19 protein-coding genes are annotated in these 16377 nt (G+C 71.5%); 8 read left to right on the plus strand and 11 right to left on the minus strand.

Annotation, left to right across the window (positions count from 1 at the left end; all coding sequences use genetic code 11):
• Position 1: 1 nt before the first annotated feature.
• Positions 2 to 424, minus strand: a complete 423-nt coding sequence (locus AB0L53_RS51785; RefSeq protein ID WP_364012013.1) for a hypothetical protein — start codon at positions 422 to 424, stop codon at positions 2 to 4.
• Positions 425 to 499: 75 nt separating this feature from the next.
• Between AB0L53_RS51785 and AB0L53_RS51790 the strand changes: the two genes are divergently transcribed.
• Positions 500 to 1117, plus strand: a complete 618-nt coding sequence (locus AB0L53_RS51790; RefSeq protein WP_364012016.1) for a TetR/AcrR family transcriptional regulator — start codon at positions 500 to 502, stop codon at positions 1115 to 1117.
• Here the strand turns inward: AB0L53_RS51790 and AB0L53_RS51795 are convergent.
• Together AB0L53_RS51795 and AB0L53_RS51800 are read right to left on the minus strand one after the other, a co-directional pair.
• Positions 1077 to 1463, minus strand: coding sequence for a nucleotide pyrophosphohydrolase (locus tag AB0L53_RS51795; RefSeq protein WP_364012019.1), 387 nt, complete (start codon positions 1461 to 1463; stop codon positions 1077 to 1079). The two genes, AB0L53_RS51790 and AB0L53_RS51795, sit on opposite strands and share 41 nt — an antisense overlap.
• A 67-nt stretch (positions 1464 to 1530) precedes the next feature.
• Positions 1531 to 2436, minus strand: coding sequence for an alpha/beta hydrolase (locus AB0L53_RS51800; protein WP_364012022.1), 906 nt, complete (start codon positions 2434 to 2436; stop codon positions 1531 to 1533).
• 68 nt (positions 2437 to 2504) lie between these two features.
• Between AB0L53_RS51800 and AB0L53_RS51805 the strand changes: the two genes are divergently transcribed.
• Positions 2505 to 3065, plus strand: coding sequence for a helix-turn-helix domain-containing protein (locus tag AB0L53_RS51805; RefSeq protein ID WP_364012025.1), 561 nt, complete (start codon positions 2505 to 2507; stop codon positions 3063 to 3065).
• A gap of 8 nt (positions 3066 to 3073) precedes the next feature.
• Here the strand turns inward: AB0L53_RS51805 and AB0L53_RS51810 are convergent, their stop codons facing one another.
• The 6 genes from AB0L53_RS51810 to AB0L53_RS51835 all read right to left on the minus strand — a co-directional run bounded on the left by AB0L53_RS51810 (position 3074) and on the right by AB0L53_RS51835 (position 8435).
• Positions 3074 to 3679 carry a response regulator transcription factor gene (locus AB0L53_RS51810; protein WP_364012028.1) on the minus strand — a complete coding sequence of 202 codons (606 nt, stop codon included), beginning with the start codon at positions 3677 to 3679 and terminating at the stop codon, positions 3074 to 3076.
• Positions 3676 to 4854: a histidine kinase gene (locus AB0L53_RS51815; RefSeq protein WP_364012031.1), complete on the minus strand. Its 1179-nt coding sequence runs from the start codon at positions 4852 to 4854 to the stop codon at positions 3676 to 3678. Before AB0L53_RS51815 ends, AB0L53_RS51810 begins: the two co-directional genes overlap by 4 nt.
• The gene (locus AB0L53_RS51820; RefSeq protein WP_364012034.1) at positions 4851 to 5885 is read right to left on the minus strand and encodes a hypothetical protein; all 1035 of its coding nucleotides are present in this window, start codon (positions 5883 to 5885) and stop codon (positions 4851 to 4853) included. Before AB0L53_RS51820 ends, AB0L53_RS51815 begins: the two co-directional genes overlap by 4 nt.
• A gap of 118 nt (positions 5886 to 6003) precedes the next feature.
• Positions 6004 to 6498, minus strand: coding sequence for an SRPBCC domain-containing protein (locus tag AB0L53_RS51825; protein ID WP_357942228.1), 495 nt, complete (start codon positions 6496 to 6498; stop codon positions 6004 to 6006).
• Between the two features lie 126 nt (positions 6499 to 6624).
• On the minus strand, positions 6625 to 7269 hold the full coding sequence (locus AB0L53_RS51830) for a response regulator transcription factor (protein WP_364012037.1): 645 nt from the start codon (positions 7267 to 7269) through the stop codon (positions 6625 to 6627).
• Complete coding sequence (locus AB0L53_RS51835; RefSeq protein ID WP_364012040.1) at positions 7266 to 8435, minus strand: histidine kinase; 1170 nt, start codon at positions 8433 to 8435, stop codon at positions 7266 to 7268. Before AB0L53_RS51835 ends, AB0L53_RS51830 begins: the two co-directional genes overlap by 4 nt.
• A gap of 133 nt (positions 8436 to 8568) precedes the next feature.
• Here AB0L53_RS51835 and AB0L53_RS51840 point away from each other — a divergent pair, with 133 nt between their 5' ends.
• Positions 8569 to 9687, plus strand: coding sequence for an alpha/beta hydrolase (locus tag AB0L53_RS51840; protein ID WP_364012042.1), 1119 nt, complete (start codon positions 8569 to 8571; stop codon positions 9685 to 9687).
• A 36-nt stretch (positions 9688 to 9723) separates the two neighbouring features.
• Here the strand turns inward: AB0L53_RS51840 and AB0L53_RS51845 are convergent, their stop codons facing one another.
• Positions 9724 to 11025, minus strand: a complete 1302-nt coding sequence (locus tag AB0L53_RS51845; protein ID WP_364012045.1) for a glutamate-1-semialdehyde 2,1-aminomutase — start codon at positions 11023 to 11025, stop codon at positions 9724 to 9726.
• Between the two features lie 163 nt (positions 11026 to 11188).
• Here AB0L53_RS51845 and AB0L53_RS51850 point away from each other — a divergent pair, with 163 nt between their 5' ends.
• From AB0L53_RS51850 to AB0L53_RS51870, 5 genes are read left to right on the plus strand one after another with little or no spacing between them, the layout of a single operon-like run.
• A complete protein-coding gene (locus tag AB0L53_RS51850; RefSeq protein ID WP_364012048.1) occupies positions 11189 to 11992 on the plus strand; it encodes a fumarylacetoacetate hydrolase family protein in 804 nt (267 codons plus the stop codon).
• A 9-nt stretch (positions 11993 to 12001) separates the two neighbouring features.
• Positions 12002 to 13078, plus strand: a complete 1077-nt coding sequence (locus tag AB0L53_RS51855) for an AraC family transcriptional regulator (protein ID WP_364012051.1) — start codon at positions 12002 to 12004, stop codon at positions 13076 to 13078.
• Between the two features lie 19 nt (positions 13079 to 13097).
• On the plus strand, positions 13098 to 14078 hold the full coding sequence (locus tag AB0L53_RS51860; RefSeq protein ID WP_364012054.1) for a BadF/BadG/BcrA/BcrD ATPase family protein: 981 nt from the start codon (positions 13098 to 13100) through the stop codon (positions 14076 to 14078).
• Positions 14075 to 15292 (plus strand): hypothetical protein, encoded by a 1218-nt coding sequence (locus AB0L53_RS51865; protein ID WP_364012057.1) that lies wholly within the window; start codon positions 14075 to 14077, stop codon positions 15290 to 15292. Before AB0L53_RS51860 ends, AB0L53_RS51865 begins: the two co-directional genes overlap by 4 nt.
• Complete coding sequence (locus AB0L53_RS51870) at positions 15289 to 16029, plus strand: SIS domain-containing protein (RefSeq protein ID WP_364012060.1); 741 nt, start codon at positions 15289 to 15291, stop codon at positions 16027 to 16029. The genes AB0L53_RS51865 and AB0L53_RS51870 overlap by 4 nt, the downstream gene beginning before the upstream one ends.
• A gap of 1 nt (position 16030) precedes the next feature.
• On the opposite strand, the gene AB0L53_RS51875 is transcribed toward AB0L53_RS51870, so the two are convergent.
• The coding region (locus tag AB0L53_RS51875; protein WP_364012063.1) for a cytochrome P450 at positions 16031 to 16377 on the minus strand (347 nt) is incomplete at its 5' end.

Below are 16377 nucleotides of genomic sequence, written 5' to 3' on the forward strand. Positions count from 1 at the left end.
CTCACGCGGTCGCCGCCCGGCGCCCGCGCTGGGCGGCGAGCAGCATGCCCGCCGGGATCACGACGAGTACGAACGGCGTGGGCTCCAGCACCACGGCCGCGACCAGGCCCCACACGGCCACCCCGATCGCGATGTACGGCGGCGGCACCTGTCCGAGCCGCCCGAACCGCAACACCAACGCCCCCACCAGCCCGAGCGGCACGGCGAAGCTGCCCCACACCATCCAGAAGGCGCCCGCCGCCGGTGCCGGATCGCGCAGGCTGTCGAGCCCGTCCGCGCCCAGCCACAGCGCACCGCTGAACCAGTCCGGCAGGTGCTGGGCGCTGATCACCCCGGTGATCAGCAGGTGCGCGGCGGCCAGGAACATGATGATCCCGCCCGCCCACACCACTCCTCTTACGGAAACATCAGTTTCGGAACTCATAGTTCCGTATCATGGATCTCCTTTCGCCTGCGCGCAAGCCTTTTCCGGAACTATGAGTTCCGTATACTCGCCGCCATGCGGGAACGAAAGCAGCCCCTGGGCCGCCCCCGGGACGACCGGGTGGACAAGGCCATCGCCACCGCCGCGCGCGAGCTGATCGCCGAGCACGGCTATGCGCAGCTGACGGTTGACACGGTCGCGACCAGGGCGGGCGTGGGCAAGGCCGCCATTTACCGGCGGTACGCCACCAAGCAGGAGATGATCTTCGCGGTGGCGCTGCACGACCTGGAGCTCGACACGCCTCCCGACGCGGGCTCACTCCGCGCCGACCTCGCCACTCTGACCCACCTCATGGTGGACCAGCTGGCCGCGCCGCCGCCCGGCGTGGTGCCCGGCCTGCTGGCCGACGTCCACGCGGATCCGGCTCTGGCGGCCAAGTTCGCCGCCACGTTCGTCGCCGCCGAACGGCGCTGCCTGGTCGAGATCCTCGACCGGGCGGTCGGGCGGGGCGAGCTGGCGCGGCGGCCCGAACCGGCCGTGGTGCACGCGCTGCTGCTCGGGCCGGTGTTCGCCTGGCTGTTCCTGCTGCTCGAAGACCGATCCGACCTGCCCGCCTTCGCCACGACCGTCGCCGACGCCACGGCATCGGCGCTCACTCGCGAGGAGGCCGGCTCTCGCGAGGAGACCGGTTGAGGGGTGGTGCCTTTCTGGCGGAGCCGCGGTAGAGGTCGGCGTCATAGCGTTGTTCGCCCTCGTCGAGCTTGGCGTTGGCGGCCGCCACCAGGTCGACGCCGAGCACGTCCGCCAGCCGTACCAGATAGAGCGTCACGTCGGCGAGCTCCGAGCGGACCCGGGCGAGCGCCTCGGGGTCGAGATCGGCCGACTCGTCGGGGGTGAGCCATTGGAACTCCGCCAGCAACTCCCCTGCCTCCCCCGCCAGTGCCATGGCGAGGTTCTTCGGCGTGTGGAACTGCTCCCAGTCTCGCGCACGCGCGAACTCCCGCTGCCGTTCGGCGAGTGGCTCCAACTCGTTCGTCACGCCTGACGACCTTAGCGGGCCGCGCGGCGCCCGCTGTCACCTGCCGAGGAGGCCATGGAGGTCGTGGTCACCTGTTGAGGAGGTCGTGGATCGCCTGGAAGACGGCATCGGGCCGGCGGAAGATGATAGAGGCGTGGCCGACATCGTCGACCAGGCGGTTCTCGCCACGCGACACCGATGCGGCCAGCGCGTCATACAGTCGCCGCTTGCCGTCGATCTCCTCGCGCAGCAGCGATTCGGGGGTGCCCTGGGACACCGCTTCCTTGAAGGCGTCGATACCCGTGGCGGTGAGCACGATCAGCGGCACGTCGGGCAGCCGCCCCGCCCCGCGTACCTCGTCGTGGAGCTGGTAGCGGTTCGCCGCCTCCTGGGCGCCGATCCCTATCCATTCCGGGCTGACATGGCGTTCGACGAGCAGCTCGCGGGTGGCCGCCGGCCAGTCGGCCAGCACCTGCGTGAACAGGCCGCGGTAGAACTGGATGACCTCGTCGGGCAGCTCGTCGGGAACCGCCTGGTCGGGGTCCCATTCGGCCCAGGTCTCGACCAGCTTCGGGGGCATGTACGCGTCGTAGTCCTCGTGTTCGGGTTCGACCAGGACCAGGCCCGACACCTCGCCGGGGAAGCGCTGCGCGTAGTGGCGGGCGTACAGGCCGCCGAGGGAATGGCCGACCAGCAGGTACGGCGCGGGCACGCCGGCGACCCGCAGCAGCTCGCGCAGCTCGTCGGTGACCTCGGTGGAGGTGCGCGGCAGCTCGGCCCGGTCGCTCCACCCCGTTCCGGCACGGTCGTAGAGCACGCTCGTGGTGAGCTCGGCGGCCCGCTCCTGGACGTTCAGGAAGTCCATGCCGGACGATCCGGCTCCAGGCAGGAACACCACCGCCGGGCTCCCGTCGCCCGATCGATGCAGCGGCAACCGCCGCCCTCCCACCTCGTAGAACCGCCCGAGTGGAAGCGTCGGTTGGTAGTCCTTCATCGCTGAACCCCTCCTGTACGTTGCTTTCCCAAGTTTGGGAACAGTACCAGATATGGGATCGTACCCAGATGGACACGCTTGATCTGCTCCTGCACCCGGTCCGGCTGCGCATCGTGCACGCCATGTCCGGCGGACTGACCCGCACCACGTCCGACCTGTGCGCTCGCCTGCCCGACGTCCCCAAGACCACGGTGTACCGGCACGTGGGCCTGCTGGCCGAGGCGGGAGTGCTGGAGGTGGAGGGCGAGCAGCGGGTGCACGGCGCCGTCGAACGCCACTACCGGCTACGCCGGACGCGGGCGGTGATCGATCAGGACGCGGCCGCGTCGATGTCCTTGGAAGACCACCGGCACGGCTTCGCCGCGGCCATGGCGGCCCTGCTCGCGGAGTTCAACGCCTACCTCGACCGCGAGAACGCCGACCCGACGGCGGACTCGGTGTCCTACCGGCAGTTCCCGCTCTGGCTCAACCAGGACGAACGCACCGAGATGATCAGCGACATGGTCGGCGTCATCATGCCCCGGCTGCGGAACGAACCCGCGCCGGACCGCAGCCACCACCTGCTGAGCACGATCTTCTTTCCGACCGAGGATCCACAGCCGGAAAGTCACCAACCTCAGGGTGAGTAGGACGGGGTTCAGAGCCAGCCGGCGTCGCGGGAGATGCGGATGGCGTCGATGCGGTTGCGGGCGCCGACCTTGTTGATCGCGTTCGACAGGTAGTTGCGTACGGTGGCCTGCGACAGCGAAAGATCGGTGGCGATCTGGGCGACGCGGATGCCGGTGGCGGCGGCGCGCAGGACCTCGGTCTCGCGAGGGGTGAGCGGGCTGCTGCCGGTTTCCAGGGCGGCGGCGACGAGTTCGGGGTCGATGACGCGTTCGCCGCGGGCTATGCGGCGGATGCCGTCGGTGAGGGCTTGGGCGGGGGCGTCCTTGACGATGAAGCCCCTGACGTGGACCTTCAGGGCGCGCAGGAGGTTGCCGGGCTGGCTGAGGCCGGTGAGTACGAGGGTGCGGCAGGCGGGGAGCCGGACGGACAGTTGTTCGGCAGCGGACAGGCCGTCCAGTCCGGGCATGTCGATGTCGAGGACCGCCACGTCGGGGTGGACGCGGAGGGCGGTGGCGAGGACCTCGTCGCCGCGTTCGATCTCGGCGACGACCTCCATGTCGTCCTCCAGCGACAGCAGGGCGACCAGGGCTGAACGGATCATGTGCATGTCCTCGGCGATCAGCACGCGGATCACGCGACCTCCTCGGGGACTTCTACCGACAGCCGGAACAGGCCGTCGTGGGCGGTGGTGAGCCACGTGCCGGAGGCGGCGCGGGTCCGCTCGGCCAACCCGGAGAGCCCGGTGCCGGACGGGGCGAGGTGGGATGGGGTGCGGGTCAGGTCGGCTGCCCCGGAAGGAGGCTGGGCGCCGTCGTTGACGATCTCCAGTCGTACCGTGCCCTGGTGGTGGGTGAGGGTGATGGCGCAGGTGCGGGCGTCGCTGTGACGTAGCAGGTTGGTGGTGCCTTCGCGGATCGCCCAGGCCAGGGCGTTCTGGGCGGGGCCGGACAGGGGCGGCAGGTCGGCCACGTCCAGGCGGGTGTCGACGCCGGCGGCGCCGAGCAGGGCCGCGGCGCCGTCGATCTCGGTGCGCAGCGATACGGAGTGCTCGTCGCGGGTGATCGCGCGTACATCCCGCAGCGCGTCCCTGGCGACGCCGGTCAGGCTCTCGACCTCGGCGCGGGCGGCGGCGGTGTCCTTCGCGAGCAGGCGGAGGGCCAGGTCGCCTTTGAGGGAGATGGCCGACAGGCTCTGGCCGAGCAGGTCGTGCAGGTCGCGGGAGACACGGATGCGTTCCTCGCCGACGGCGGTGGCGGCCAGCTCGGTGCGGGTGGCCTCCAGCTCGTTCAGCAGCCGGACCAGGCGGGCGCCGCCGACCAGCGTGCCGGCGTACAGGATGAGGCTGAACAGGGCATACGCGCCCAGGAGAAGTGCCTGGGGGATGGTGTGGGCGTCGTCGCGCAGCATGGCGATCACCTCCTTCGCCGGGTTGTGCAGGAGCTGCGCGATCACCGCGAACAGCATCAGACGACCGCGCAGCAGCATCACGATCGAGGCGAGGGCGAAGGTGGTGAAGGCCTGCCAGTTCGAGCCGAACCACCACAGGGGGACGTTGGCGAGGATGGCGAGCGCCGCCAGGGTCCAGGGCCAGCCCGCCGGGCGTTCGCCTCTGGAGGCGGCCAGGCTGTGTCGCAGGCTCAGGCAGAGGGCCAGGGCGCAGGCGACGGTGGCAGCGACCGGGTTGCCGGGTGGGCCGTCCATGCCGAGGGTCGTGTAGACGGGGACCTGTACGGCCAGCAGGACGTGCAGGGCGATCAGCGGCCAGAGGGGGTGGCGCACGACCCATCGCGGCGCGACCGGCGGGGTCATGGGCGGGCCTCGGACGTATGGATGTGGGGCCGCACGTCGATGGTTTCGATGGTGTCGTCGGCGCGCACCTCCAGGCGTACTCCGCTGGTCAGGACGGTCGCCGTGATCGTGCAGGTGCTCACGCCGTCGGTGCGCAGCAGGCCGGTGACCGTCGCGCGCAGGGCCGCCCGGGGCCGCGGTGCGATCGTGTCGGGGATGCCCGTGCGGGGCAGCTGCAGGCGGGTCTCGATGCCGGCCGCGGCGAGCAGGGTGGCGGCCGTGTCGAGTTCGGCTCGGAGGGACGGCTGGCGGTAGCCGCGTACCCGCTGTCTGGCCTCGGCGAGCGTACGCCGGGAGTCGTCGGCGAGCCCGGACAGCTCCGCCTCCAGCTCAGCCCGCTTGTCGAGCGGGGTCGTCAGCAGGTCGGCGGTGCGTGCGCCGCGGGCCGCGAGGGACTCCAGGGCGGTGCCGAGCGTACGGCGGAGGTCGTCGTCGATGCGGCGCCGCTCCTGTGCGACCGCCCGCTGGGCGAGCACCTCCCTGGCCGACCGCAGGCGGACGAGGGCGGCGGAGAGCCAGACGAGCAGGAGTACGGCCCCGCTGCCGCAGAGCTCCGAGAGAGTGAGCCACGGCGCGGCGTTCCATGGCAGGCCCAGCAGCAGGGCGGCGGGTGCCCCCGCGATCACCAGCGACAGGTACGCGACGAAGGACCACGGGCCGGGAAGGACCAGGACGGCCGACACGGCGAGGCTCGCGTAGGTGCGCGGCCACATGTTCCCGGCCAGTGGAGTGATGGCGAGGATGATGACGGCCATCACCGCGAATGTCCAGTGGCCGGCCGAGGGCCGGATGGCGCGTGCCGCGTACCAGACGTGGCGCAGGTGCAGAGGCAGGTACACCGCGGTCGCCGCGAGGCTCCACAATCCGGTGCGGGCGTCGTTGCCCAGATAGCTGAACGACAGCGCGACCTGCAGCGCGGGCAGCAGGCCGCTGCAGGCGACCGCGCCGACCGGAGCCAGCCGGACGACGCGGTCGGATCGCCAGAACGCCACCAGCCGAACCACCCCCCGTCCACGTGTCCCGGCTGACCAGGGTAGGTGGCCCGGCCGAGTGGCGGCCACCAGCGGCGGCCTGGCCGGGGAGAGGAGGAGGGTCATGGCTTGGCCATGCCTACGCGCCTGCCTCGTCGGCGTCGATCACACGGCCGAGGTTGTCGAGCTCGTTGGCGCGGCCGGCGGCCAGCCGCTGGGTCCACTCCTCGTCGTGCATCGCGTCCGCCGTCATCGTGACGCGGACGCCGCCCTCGACGGTCTCGAGCTCGACCACGGTGAGGAAGTCGTACGGGTCCACGCCGGGGATGAAGTCGGCGAGCGAGGTGTAGGAGAGCCTGCCCGGCTCCGACACCTCGACGAACTTCTTGCGGGATTCGGTGCTCAGCGGCATCCCGTGGCTCTCCATGAACGCGATCTGCTCCGGCGCCGTGGCGGTCATCGTATAGATGAGGTCGCCGCCGGGCCGCAGGTCGAGCTTTCCGACCTCGACGGTGAAGCCGTCCGGCGACCACCAGGAGGCGATGCCCTCGGGGGTGGTCCACAGCCGCCAGACGTGCTCGGGGGTGGTCGGGTAGGTACGCGTGATGCGCACGCTCTCGTTGGCCAAAGTCATGGTCTGCTCCCTGGCAAGTGGGTGATGAACCCAACCCTGCACCCCAGCCGGCCAGGACAAACAGATACAGATGTCACTTAGCGCCCCGTGTATTTTGCGTGGACGCGCAAGGACTGAAAGACAAGTTCAGAGGTCGGCGTCGTGGACGAGGATGGCGGCCTGGACGCGGTTGGTCAGGCCGAGTTTGGCCAGTACCCGGCTCACGTGCGCCTTGACCGTCGCCTCCGAGAGGCGCAGGTCGCGGCCGATCTCGGCGTTCGACAGGCCGCGGGCGAGGGCCCTGATCACGTCCTCCTCGCGGCCGGTGAGCGCGGCGAGCCGCCTGCGGGCCGAGTCCGACCGCGAGGGCGCCCGATCCACGAACGCGTCGATCAGCCGCCTGGTGACCGACGGGGAGAGCATGGCCTGGCCGGCGGCCACCGTACGGACGGCGGCGGTCAGGTCTCTCGGCGGCGTGTCCTTGAGCAGGAAGCCGACCGCGCCGAGCCGCAGCGCCTCGTGGACGTACTCGTCCAGGTCGAACGTGGTCAGCATGACGATCTTGGGCGGGTCCGGGGCGGCCAGCACGCGGGCGGCGGCGGTCAGGCCGTCGGTGCCGGGCATCCGTACGTCCATGAGCACCACGTGCGGCCTGAGCCGGGCCGCCGCCCCGACGGCCTCCTCGCCGTCCCTGGCCTCGCCCACCACCACGATGTCGTCGGCCGTCTCCAGGATCATCCGCAACCCGGACCTGACCAGGGCCTCGTCGTCCACGACCAGCACTCGGATCATGCCGCGGCCCTCACGGGGATGTCGGCGGTGACGCGGTAGCCGCCCTCTTGTCTGGGGCCCGCCGCCAGCGATCCCCCGAGGAGCTCGACACGCTCACGCAACCCCGCCAGCCCCCACCCCGCCCCGGGCAGCGCCCGCTCCGCCCCGGACAGCGCTTGCTCCGCGCCCGGCCCGTCGGCGGTGCCACGGTTCAGGATCTCCACTTGGAGTGTGTCGTTCAGGAAGCGCACGTGTACGTCGGTGTGGGCGTCGCGGGCGTGTTTGTGCACGTTGGTGAGTGCCTCCTGAACCACCCGGTAGGCGGTCCGCTCCACCGTCGAGCCGAGTGCGCGTGGCCGGCCATGGTCGTGCCTGCGTACCGAGATGCCCAGCGCGCGCGACTGGTCGAGGAGCCGGTCGAGGTCGGCCAGCGTGGGCTGCGGGCTGAGCTCGGCGGGCAGCTGGTTCGAGCGCAGTACGCCGAGCAACTCGCGCAGGTTGGCGAGCGCCTCCCGGCCGATGTCGCCGATCATGGACGCCGTACGGGCCGTGGGCTCGTCGGCGGCCCGTACCTCCAGGGCCCCCGCGTGCAGCACCATCAGCGAGACCCGGTGCGCGACCACGTCGTGCATCTCCCTGGCGATGCGCGCCCGTTCCTGGGCCCTGGCCTGCTCGGCCCGCATCACCTGCTCGCGTTCGAGCCGGTCGGCCCGCTCTCTGGCGGCGGCCAGCACGTCGCGCCGGGCCCGGGTCCAGAGCCCGAACACGAACGGCAGCCCCACCAGGGCCATGGCCATCAGCGCCACGTTGGCGGGGGTCGCCGTGACCATCTCCCGGCGTCCGCCGATCAGGTCGCCGACGACGACGGCCGCGCCGAGCGCCACGGCGGTGCCGCCCAGGTAGCTCGCGATGGCGCGGGTGCCGCGCAGGGTCGTACCGGCGTAGTAAGAGGCGACCATCAGCGGCGGCCACATCACCAGCCACACGTAGAAGACGGCACCGAGCACGGCGAGCGGCCACCACGACCGCCGCGCCCACCAGGCCGCCACGCCCGCGGCGGCCGCCGTCGTGACGAACACCGGCGACGTCAGGCCGTCGGTCTGATCGAACGGCACCGCGGACACCACGAACACGGACGGCCCGAGCAACACCGGCAAGCCGCCCTCGATCCGTCTGCTCACCTGCATGTTCGTCAGCCTATGGGGCGACGCGGGGCCGCCGCCCGAGCCGATCGTCGATCGGGACCGCTACGAAAGGAGGGGGTGCCGGTCGACTTCCCGGGCAAGCCGGGACGGTGGGTGCGGGCCCAGGCTGGGCCGCATGAAACGACACCTGATCGTGGCCCTGGGCGTGGCCCTGCTGGCGACGCCGACCGGACAGGCACAAGCACAAGCCGAGACCGCGGGCACCTCGTTGCCCGCGCCCACCGGGAAGTACCCCGTCGGGCTGGCCTCCCTGCATCTGGTCGACACCGATCGTCCCGATCCGTGGGTGCCGCAGGACGGGCCGCGGCAGCTCATGGTCTCCCTGTGGTACCCGGCCGCGAAGGCGGGCACGCGGGCGGCTCCCTACGTGACGCCGCAGGAGTCGGCGCTGATCGTCAAGCCCTATCCGAACGTCCCCGCCGACACACTGGCCAAGACCCGGACATACGCCACGGTGAACGCGAAGCCCCGAGGCCACGGCCTACCGCTCGTGCTCGTGTCGCCGGGCTTCAGCTTCCCCCGCGCGACGATGACCTCGCTGGCGGAGGACCTGGCCAGCAAGGGGTACCTGGTCGCGGCCGTCGAGCACACCTATGAGTCGGTGGCCACCACGTTCCCCGACGGGCGGACCACGACCTGCGCCGCGTGCGCTGGGGAGAACACCGAGGAGAGAGGGGCCGCGATCGCGAAGAGCCGGGTGATCGACCTGTCGTTCGTGCTCGACCGGCTCACCGCGAAGAGCGGCTGGGGGCGACTGGTCGACAGGTCGCGGATCGGCCTGGTCGGCTTCTCGGCGGGCGGCAACGCGGCCCCGCAGCTCATGGCCGCCGACAGGCGGGTGCGCGCCGGGGTGAACCTCGACGGGAGCTACAACCCGAAGCAGCCCACGGGTACGGTACGCGGGCCGCTCCTCATGATGGGCACCAAGGAGAACCACACGCCCGCCGGTGACGTGTCGTGGGTCAACTGGTGGCCGAAGGTGAACGGGTGGAAGCGCTGGCTGTCGGTCGCGGACACGGACCACGCCTCGTTCACCGACTACGCGGTGATCAGGCCGCAGGTGGGCCTGCCCGCACCGGCGCTGGACGGTGAGCGCGCCGTGTCGATCACCCGGGCGTACGTCGGCGCCTTCCTCGCCCAGCACCTGCGCCAGCAGCGGGAGCCGCTGCTGGACAAGCCGTCGAAGGACTTCCCCGAAGTGACGTTCTGGCCTGAGCCCGCCTCGCGGCGCTGAGGGTCGCAGAGTCCCGAGATCGTCGCCGAGGGGGGCTCAGAGGGCCCCGAGGGCGTCGGTGAAGGCGTCGACGGTGGCGGCGATGTCCGCCTCCGTGTGTTCCGTGGACATGAACCACAGGCCACGCGGCACCATGTTGACTCCTCGTTCGAGCAGCGCCGCGTGCAGCCGGGTCATCATGGCCCGGTCGGTGGCGGCGAAGTCCCGGTAGTCGCGTACGGCACGGGCGTCGGTGAAGTACGTCTGGAAGACCGGCCCCGGCCCGGCCACGAGCATCGGCACACCCGCCTTGTCCGCGGCCGCCCTGAGGCCGTCCATCAGCGCTTCCCCGCGTGCGAACAGAGTGCCGTAGACCTCCTCGCGCCGCTCGTCCAGGATGCGCAGCGTCGCCTCGGCCGCCGCGATACCGACGGGCTGGCTGTTGAAGGTACCCGCGTGCGCGACCTTCCCCGCGGAGATGTGGTCCATGACGGCCGCCTTGCCGGCCAGCGCGGACACCGGCATGCCCCCGGCCATGGCCTTGCCGAAGATCGAGAGGTCGGGGGTGATGCCGAGATACTCCTGGGCGCCGCCGGGGGCGAGCCGGAAGCCGGTGATGATCTCGTCGAAGATCAGCAGGGTGCCGTGGCGGTCGCAGAGCTCGCGTACCGCCCGCAGGTAGCCGGGGTCGGGTTCGATGGCCCCGGTGTTGCAGAGCACCGGCTCGGTGATGACGGCGGCGATCTGGCCGGCGTGCTGGTCCATCAGGCGGGTGAGGGCGTCGAGGTCGTTCCACGGGCAGATGATCAGGTCGTCGGAGTGGCCGTGCTGCTGACCCGCCGTACCCGGCACGGCGACCGGCGCGGCGGCGGGACCCGCCAGGTCGACGGCGGGGTGCACGCTGTACAGGACAGGGTCCAGCCAACCGTGGTAGTGGCCCTCGAACTTGAGGATCTTGGACCTCTCGGTGTAACCACGGGCCAGCCTCAGGGCGGCGTGCACCGCCTCCGAACCGACGGTGTTGAAGCGGACCCGCTCGGCCGAGGGCACCATGGCGCACACCCGCTCGGCCACCCGGACCTCGGCCGCGTGCTGGGCCGAGTAGACGATGCCGCGGGCGACCTGCGCGGCGACCGCCTCCGCCACCGGGGCCGGGCAGTGGCCGAGCAGCGCGGGGCCCTGGCCGAGTACGTAGTCGAGGTAGACGTTGCCGTCCACGTCCCAGATCCGCGCGCCGGCCGCTCGGTCGACGTAGAGGGGGACACCGGCCGTACGGCGGGCATCGCTGGAGACGCCGCCCGCGATGAAGCGCTGGGCGGTGGCGTACAGGTCGCGGCTGACGTCCAGATTCCGGGTCATGGGAATCATCAAACGGCGACATATCGCCCGGCGACAAGAAAGAGGACAAGAAGAGGGTCGAGAGTGCAAATTTCGGTGCTTGTGGAGGTCGCGGGCGCTTGGTGGGCTTGCAGGCATGTTTCTCGGACGTATTCGACGGGCTCCATCCAGTCCGGTCGAGCTGGTGGCCCGGCGCGCCGGCGGCGAACTGCTCAGCCTCTCCGGCCTGGGCGACGACCCCGTGGCCCTGCTGGACTCCCTCGGGCTTGAGCGGCTCACCGAAGAAGTGGACCGGCGCTGGTCCTCCGGCCCGACACTCGACGAATCGGCGGTGCTCTTCGAGCCGCCGGTGGCCACCTGTACGAAGATCTGCTGTCTGGCCCTGAACTACCTCGCGCACGCGCAGGAGAGCGGCATGGAGGTGCCGCCGGAGCCGGTGCTGTTCTTCAAGCCACCGTCCGCGCTCACCGGACACAACCAGCCGGTGGTCGCCCCGGCACGTACCCGTCACCTGGAACACGAGGTGGAGCTGGCGGTCGTCATCGGCAAGGTGACCCGGGACCTGCCGGCGGAGCGGTGGCAGGAGGCGGTCGCCGGCTACACCGTGATCAACGACATGACGGCCCGCGACCTGCAGCTGGCCAATATCTCCCGGAACGTGCCATGGGACCAGTCGAAGGGGTTCGACACCTTCGCGCCGGTGGGTCCGTACCTGGCCACGGTGGACGAGGTGCCCGATCCGCACAAACTGGAGCTGACATTGGAGGTGGGAGGCGAGATCAGGCAGCGGGCCAACACCGGGCAGATGGTCTTCGGCCTGCCCCGGCTGATCGCCGACCTGTCCGATGGCATGACGCTGATGCCGGGCGATCTGATCGCGACCGGCACCATAGCCGGCATCGCCCCGCTCAAGGACGGTGACACCATGCGGGCGACGGTGGCCGGAGTCGGCACTCTCGTGAATACGGTCCAATTTCGGTCCGCCTAAAGTAGAGCCATGACCTATGCCGTGGCCGCGCTCGTGGATCTCGATGACTTCATGGCTGCCGAGCAGGCCCGAGGGCGGCCGTGGGCGCGCCGCCAACTCGGGTATGCCGACCAGGTGGTACGGGCCGCCGCGAACGGGCGCCCGGGAGCGATGTGCCGTCCGCAACCTCCGGAGGAGTGGCTGGTCCTGCTGACCGGCGACGATCCGGACGCGCTGATGTCCGACGCGGCCGAACTGGCCGAGGAGGTACGCGCCCGGATGGTCCGCGAGACGGTGTGGACCGCCACGGTCAGCCTGGGCGCGCCGAGCCTGGCCTCCGGAGCGGCGGAACAGGACGCCAGGCGGGTCAACGACTACAAGCTCGTCCTGGGCGGCGACCGGGTGATCCCCCCTCCCCCGCACGGTACGGCCGCCCTGACGCCTCCCGTACGGATCGAGCAGGAACTCGCCAGAACGGTACGGGCCGGCGATCGCAACGGCGCGGCCGGGTTATTGGCCAGGTGGGTGGACAGATGCGCGAGCGAACGTGACGTCGACCCGCGGACGCTGCGCAACTGGCTCATCGGTGAGCTGCTCTTCGTGGCGGACGTGGCCAACCGGGCCAGGCTGGCCGACGGGTCGACGGACTGGGTGGATGCCTGCGCCCGGCTGCCGATCGAGGACATCCTCATGGTCGGTGACATCCACGAGCGCTCGTACCTGCACATCTGGCTGCGGGAGACGCTGGGACGGCTGATGCCGCCGCCGTCCCGCCGGGATGTGCTGGCGCTGGCCGAGGCGTACATGGCCGAGCACTACACCGACCCGGCCCTGCGCCTGGCGACGGTGGCCGGGGCGGTGAGCGCGAGCCCGTTCTACATCTCGCACCTGTTCGCCGGGGAGCGGCGGACGACGTTCCTGCGCCACCTGACCGGGCTGCGGCTGCGGCACGCGCGCAGGCTGCTGTCCACCTCCGTCCTGCCCATCGACGTGATCGCCGCGCACACCGGCTATCCGAGTACGAAGGCGCTGCGCGCCGCCTTCCGGCGACACGTCGGCTGCTCTCCGACGGAGTACCGCCGGAACAGATTCCAGTCCGGACCGTGACCGGGGAGTGAGGCCCAAGATGGATGTGGCGATCGACGGCGGCCAGACGGGGCTGCGGCTGGGCCTGGCGGTGGCCGGACAGGTCCGGGAGGTTCGAGAGGTCCCCGGCCTGTCGTACGCGGCAGGCTCGCCGGTCGAGTCCGTACTCGCCCGGATCGAGACGGCTTGGGGCGAGGCCGCTGATCGGAGCGGTACGGACTGGGGTACGACCGACCGGATCGGGGCGGGCTGGGGCGAGGTCGACACGATCTGCCTGGGGTTGACCACGATCCTGGACGACCCCGACAAGCTGGCCGCCCGCCTCCTCACGATGGCCCGGCGCGTGCTGATCACCACCGACGTGGTCACCTCACACGCGGGCGCGTTCTCCGGCGGGCCGGGCGTGGTGCTAGCCGCAGGCACCGGCGCCATCGCCATGGGCGTGGGCGTGGGCGTGGGCGAAGGCGCGGGCACGGGTGTGCGCGGCGAGATCCGGCAGGCGGATGGCTGGGGCTACCTCTTTGGTGACGCGGGTAGTGGGTTCTGGATCGGCCGTCGCGGGCTCGACGCGGCCTACCGAGGGTTCGACGGCCGCTCCACGCCGGGCCCGCTCACCGAGCGCGCCCGCGCCGTCTTCGGCGACCTCGCCGAACTCCCCGCGAAGCTCTACCTGGCTCCGGACGCGGTGGCGCGGGTCGCGCGCTTCGCCGTGCACGTCCTGGACCTGACCGAAGACCCTACGGCCCGTGCCATCGTCGAGGAGGCGGGCCGCGAGCTGGCGAGCACGGTGGCCGCCGCCGCCCGCTGTTTCCCGGCGGGCGCCACGGTGCCCGTCGCCTGGACCGGCCGTCTGTTACGCGACCCCGTGCTGCGTGCCGGGTTCGAGGCCGAGCTGGCGCGGCGGCTGCCCCAGGCCCGCCTGCGACCGCCCACGGGTGACAGCCTCGCGGGCGCCGCCCTGCTGGCCGCCGCCGACGACCCCGGGCGCTACAACACGATGATCAGGACGGTACGGCGATGAGAGTGGGATACGGCAGAGTCGAGTTCACCGTGCCGGACGGCACTCCGATGGGCGGCTACCTCGACCGCCCCGGACCGTCCACCGGCCGGCTCGACCCGCTGGAGGTCAGCGCGGTCACCTGGTTCGACGGAGAGCGCCGCTTCGCACTGGCCACCGCCGACGTCATCTGCGTGAACGAGGACCTGGCCCGGCGAGCCAGGCAGTTGGCGAGCTGTGAGCTGTGGCTCGCCGCCAGCCATACGCACGCGGGACCCGAGACCGGCTGCGTGCCCGGCGGCGGGCCGACGCCGGAGCCGTGGCTCGACCGGATCGCCGAGGCGACCCGAGCCGCCGTACGGCAGGCGATCGACGGCGAGCAGCCGTGCGCGGGCACGGCGCACCACGGCGAGCTGCGCGGGGTCGGCGCCGACCGGAGCAGACCGTCGGCGGAGGCGGCGGTGCCGCTCGACCTGGTCGCCATCCGAACAGATGAGCTCGCCGGAGTCCTGGTGGTGCTACCCGTCCACCCCACCGTGCTGCCTGCGGCGAACCGCCTGACCAGTGCCGACCTGGTGGGGGCCGTACGCCGGAGCCTGCGGGAACGGCTCGGCGAGGACGTGTGGGTCGTGGTCGCCACCGGCGCGGCCGGCGACATCAGCACCCGGCACACCCGGCGGGGTCAGGACCCGGCCGAGCTGGACCGACTCGGCGGGGTCGTCGCGGATCGCTGCACCGAACTGCTCGCCGGGCCCGCGACCCAGGGCTGGTCGGCGGACTCGCGGATCTCCTCGGCCGACCGGCGCCTGACGCTCCAGCCCGCCTCCGTGGCGACCGACCCAGCGGCGCTTACCGCCGACTACGAGGCGGCGCTGGCCGCGGGCGACCCGGTCGCCACCCGCCTGGCCCGCAGCAGGCTGGAAGGCGTACGGGCACGCAGCGGGCCGGGGGGCGCGCCCCCCGCCCTGATCGGTGTGACCGTGCACGCCGCCCGCCTAGGCGGGCTAACCATGGTCGGGCTGCCCGGTGAGCCGTTCCTCGCCGTCGCCGAGAGCCTCCGTGCCCCGGATCACCGGGAGCCGGTGGTCGTCCTCGGCTACGTCAACGGCTATCCCGGCTACCTGCCCACCATCGACGCCTACCAGCGGACCGAGTACGAGGTGCTGGCCAGCCCGGTGGCCCCGGGCAGCGCCGAGTTGCTCGCCGAGACCGCACGACACCTGTTGGAGGAATTTTGATCGACCAGAACGCGTACGCCGAAACCGCACGGAACGCCGTGAACCGGTTGCTCGACACGGAGCGGTCCGTGATCGAAGAGGCCGGCGGCCTGATCTTCGCGGCGCTGCGGGCGGGCGGAGTGCTGCAGGCCTTCGGCACCGGTCATTCGAGGTCGGTCGCGCTCGAGCTCGTGGGCCGGGCCGGCGGCCTGGTGCCGGCCAATCAGCTCGGCATCCGCGACGTCGCCTACTACGGTGACGCCTCGCCGCGGGACATCCTCGACCCGAAGATCGAGCGTGAGCCGAGTCTCGCGCTGCGCATCTGGGAACTGGCCGACATCAGGCCGGAGGACATCTTCGTGATCATCTCGAACTCTGGTGGCAACGCGTCCATCGTGGAGATGGCCCGCCTGGCCAGGACGAGTGGGCACCGCGTCATCGCCATCACCTCACGCGCCCACACCGCCGAGCTCTCCGTGGACGAGCGGCTGGCGGACCTGGCCGACGTGGTCATCGACAACGGCGCCCCGTACGGGGACGCGGCCCTGCCCCTGCCCGGCGGCGGCGCCATCTGCCCAGTCTCGAACCTCACCGGCGTGCTGATCGCCCAGCTCCTGGTCGCCGAGGTGGCCGGCCGTTTCCTGGCCGCCGGGCAAGCCCCGCCCGTCTTCAGGTCCGCCAACACACCCGGCGGGGACGCGTACAACGACAGGCTGCTGGAGGTGTACGGCTCCCGCGTCCGCCTCGGCGACGCCTGAACTAGGGCTCGTCCCAGGTCACCGGAAGGCGGTGCACGCCGTAAATCGCCATGTCGGTGCGCAGGGGGACCTCTTCGGGTGGGACGGCCAGGCGCAGGGTCGGGAACCGCTGGAACAGCGCCGGGAACGCGACCTGCATCTCGACGCGGGCCAATTGCTGGCCCAGGCACTGGTGGATGCCGTGGCCGAACGCCATGTGGCCGGTGGCCTGGCGGCGCAGGTCGAGCGTGTCGGGGTGAGGGAAGCGCGCCGAGTCGCGGTTGGCCGCGGGTATCGACACGACGAGCGTCTGCCCCGCTTTGACCAGTTCCCCGCCGAGCTCGATGTCCTCCAGCGCGGTCCGTATCG

Origin of the sequence: Nonomuraea sp. NPDC052129, from assembly GCF_040680095.1 — a bacterium.
In the GTDB taxonomy this organism is placed as follows: Bacteria; Actinomycetota; Actinomycetes; order Streptosporangiales; family Streptosporangiaceae; genus Nonomuraea.

Excerpts from the sequence above, each read along its gene's own strand:
- AB0L53_RS51860 (WP_364012054.1), top strand. The coding sequence starts at position 13,098 with ATGGATGTGGCGATCGACGGCGGCCAGACGGGGCTGCGGCTGGGCCTG.
- AB0L53_RS51840 (WP_364012042.1), top strand. The coding sequence starts at position 8,569 with ATGAAACGACACCTGATCGTGGCCCTGGGCGTGGCCCTGCTGGCGACG.
- AB0L53_RS51785 (WP_364012013.1), bottom strand. The coding sequence starts at position 424 with ATGAGTTCCGAAACTGATGTTTCCGTAAGAGGAGTGGTGTGGGCGGGC.
- AB0L53_RS51815 (WP_364012031.1), bottom strand. The coding sequence starts at position 4,854 with ATGACCCCGCCGGTCGCGCCGCGATGGGTCGTGCGCCACCCCCTCTGG.
- AB0L53_RS51835 (WP_364012040.1), bottom strand. The coding sequence starts at position 8,435 with ATGCAGGTGAGCAGACGGATCGAGGGCGGCTTGCCGGTGTTGCTCGGG.
- AB0L53_RS51845 (WP_364012045.1), bottom strand. The coding sequence starts at position 11,025 with ATGACCCGGAATCTGGACGTCAGCCGCGACCTGTACGCCACCGCCCAG.
- AB0L53_RS51825 (WP_357942228.1), bottom strand. The coding sequence starts at position 6,498 with ATGACTTTGGCCAACGAGAGCGTGCGCATCACGCGTACCTACCCGACC.
- AB0L53_RS51790 (WP_364012016.1), top strand. The coding sequence starts at position 500 with ATGCGGGAACGAAAGCAGCCCCTGGGCCGCCCCCGGGACGACCGGGTG.
- AB0L53_RS51830 (WP_364012037.1), bottom strand. The coding sequence starts at position 7,269 with ATGATCCGAGTGCTGGTCGTGGACGACGAGGCCCTGGTCAGGTCCGGG.
- AB0L53_RS51805 (WP_364012025.1), top strand. The coding sequence starts at position 2,505 with ATGGACACGCTTGATCTGCTCCTGCACCCGGTCCGGCTGCGCATCGTG.
- AB0L53_RS51865 (WP_364012057.1), top strand. The coding sequence starts at position 14,075 with ATGAGAGTGGGATACGGCAGAGTCGAGTTCACCGTGCCGGACGGCACT.
- AB0L53_RS51855 (WP_364012051.1), top strand. The coding sequence starts at position 12,002 with ATGACCTATGCCGTGGCCGCGCTCGTGGATCTCGATGACTTCATGGCT.
- AB0L53_RS51800 (WP_364012022.1), bottom strand. The coding sequence starts at position 2,436 with ATGAAGGACTACCAACCGACGCTTCCACTCGGGCGGTTCTACGAGGTG.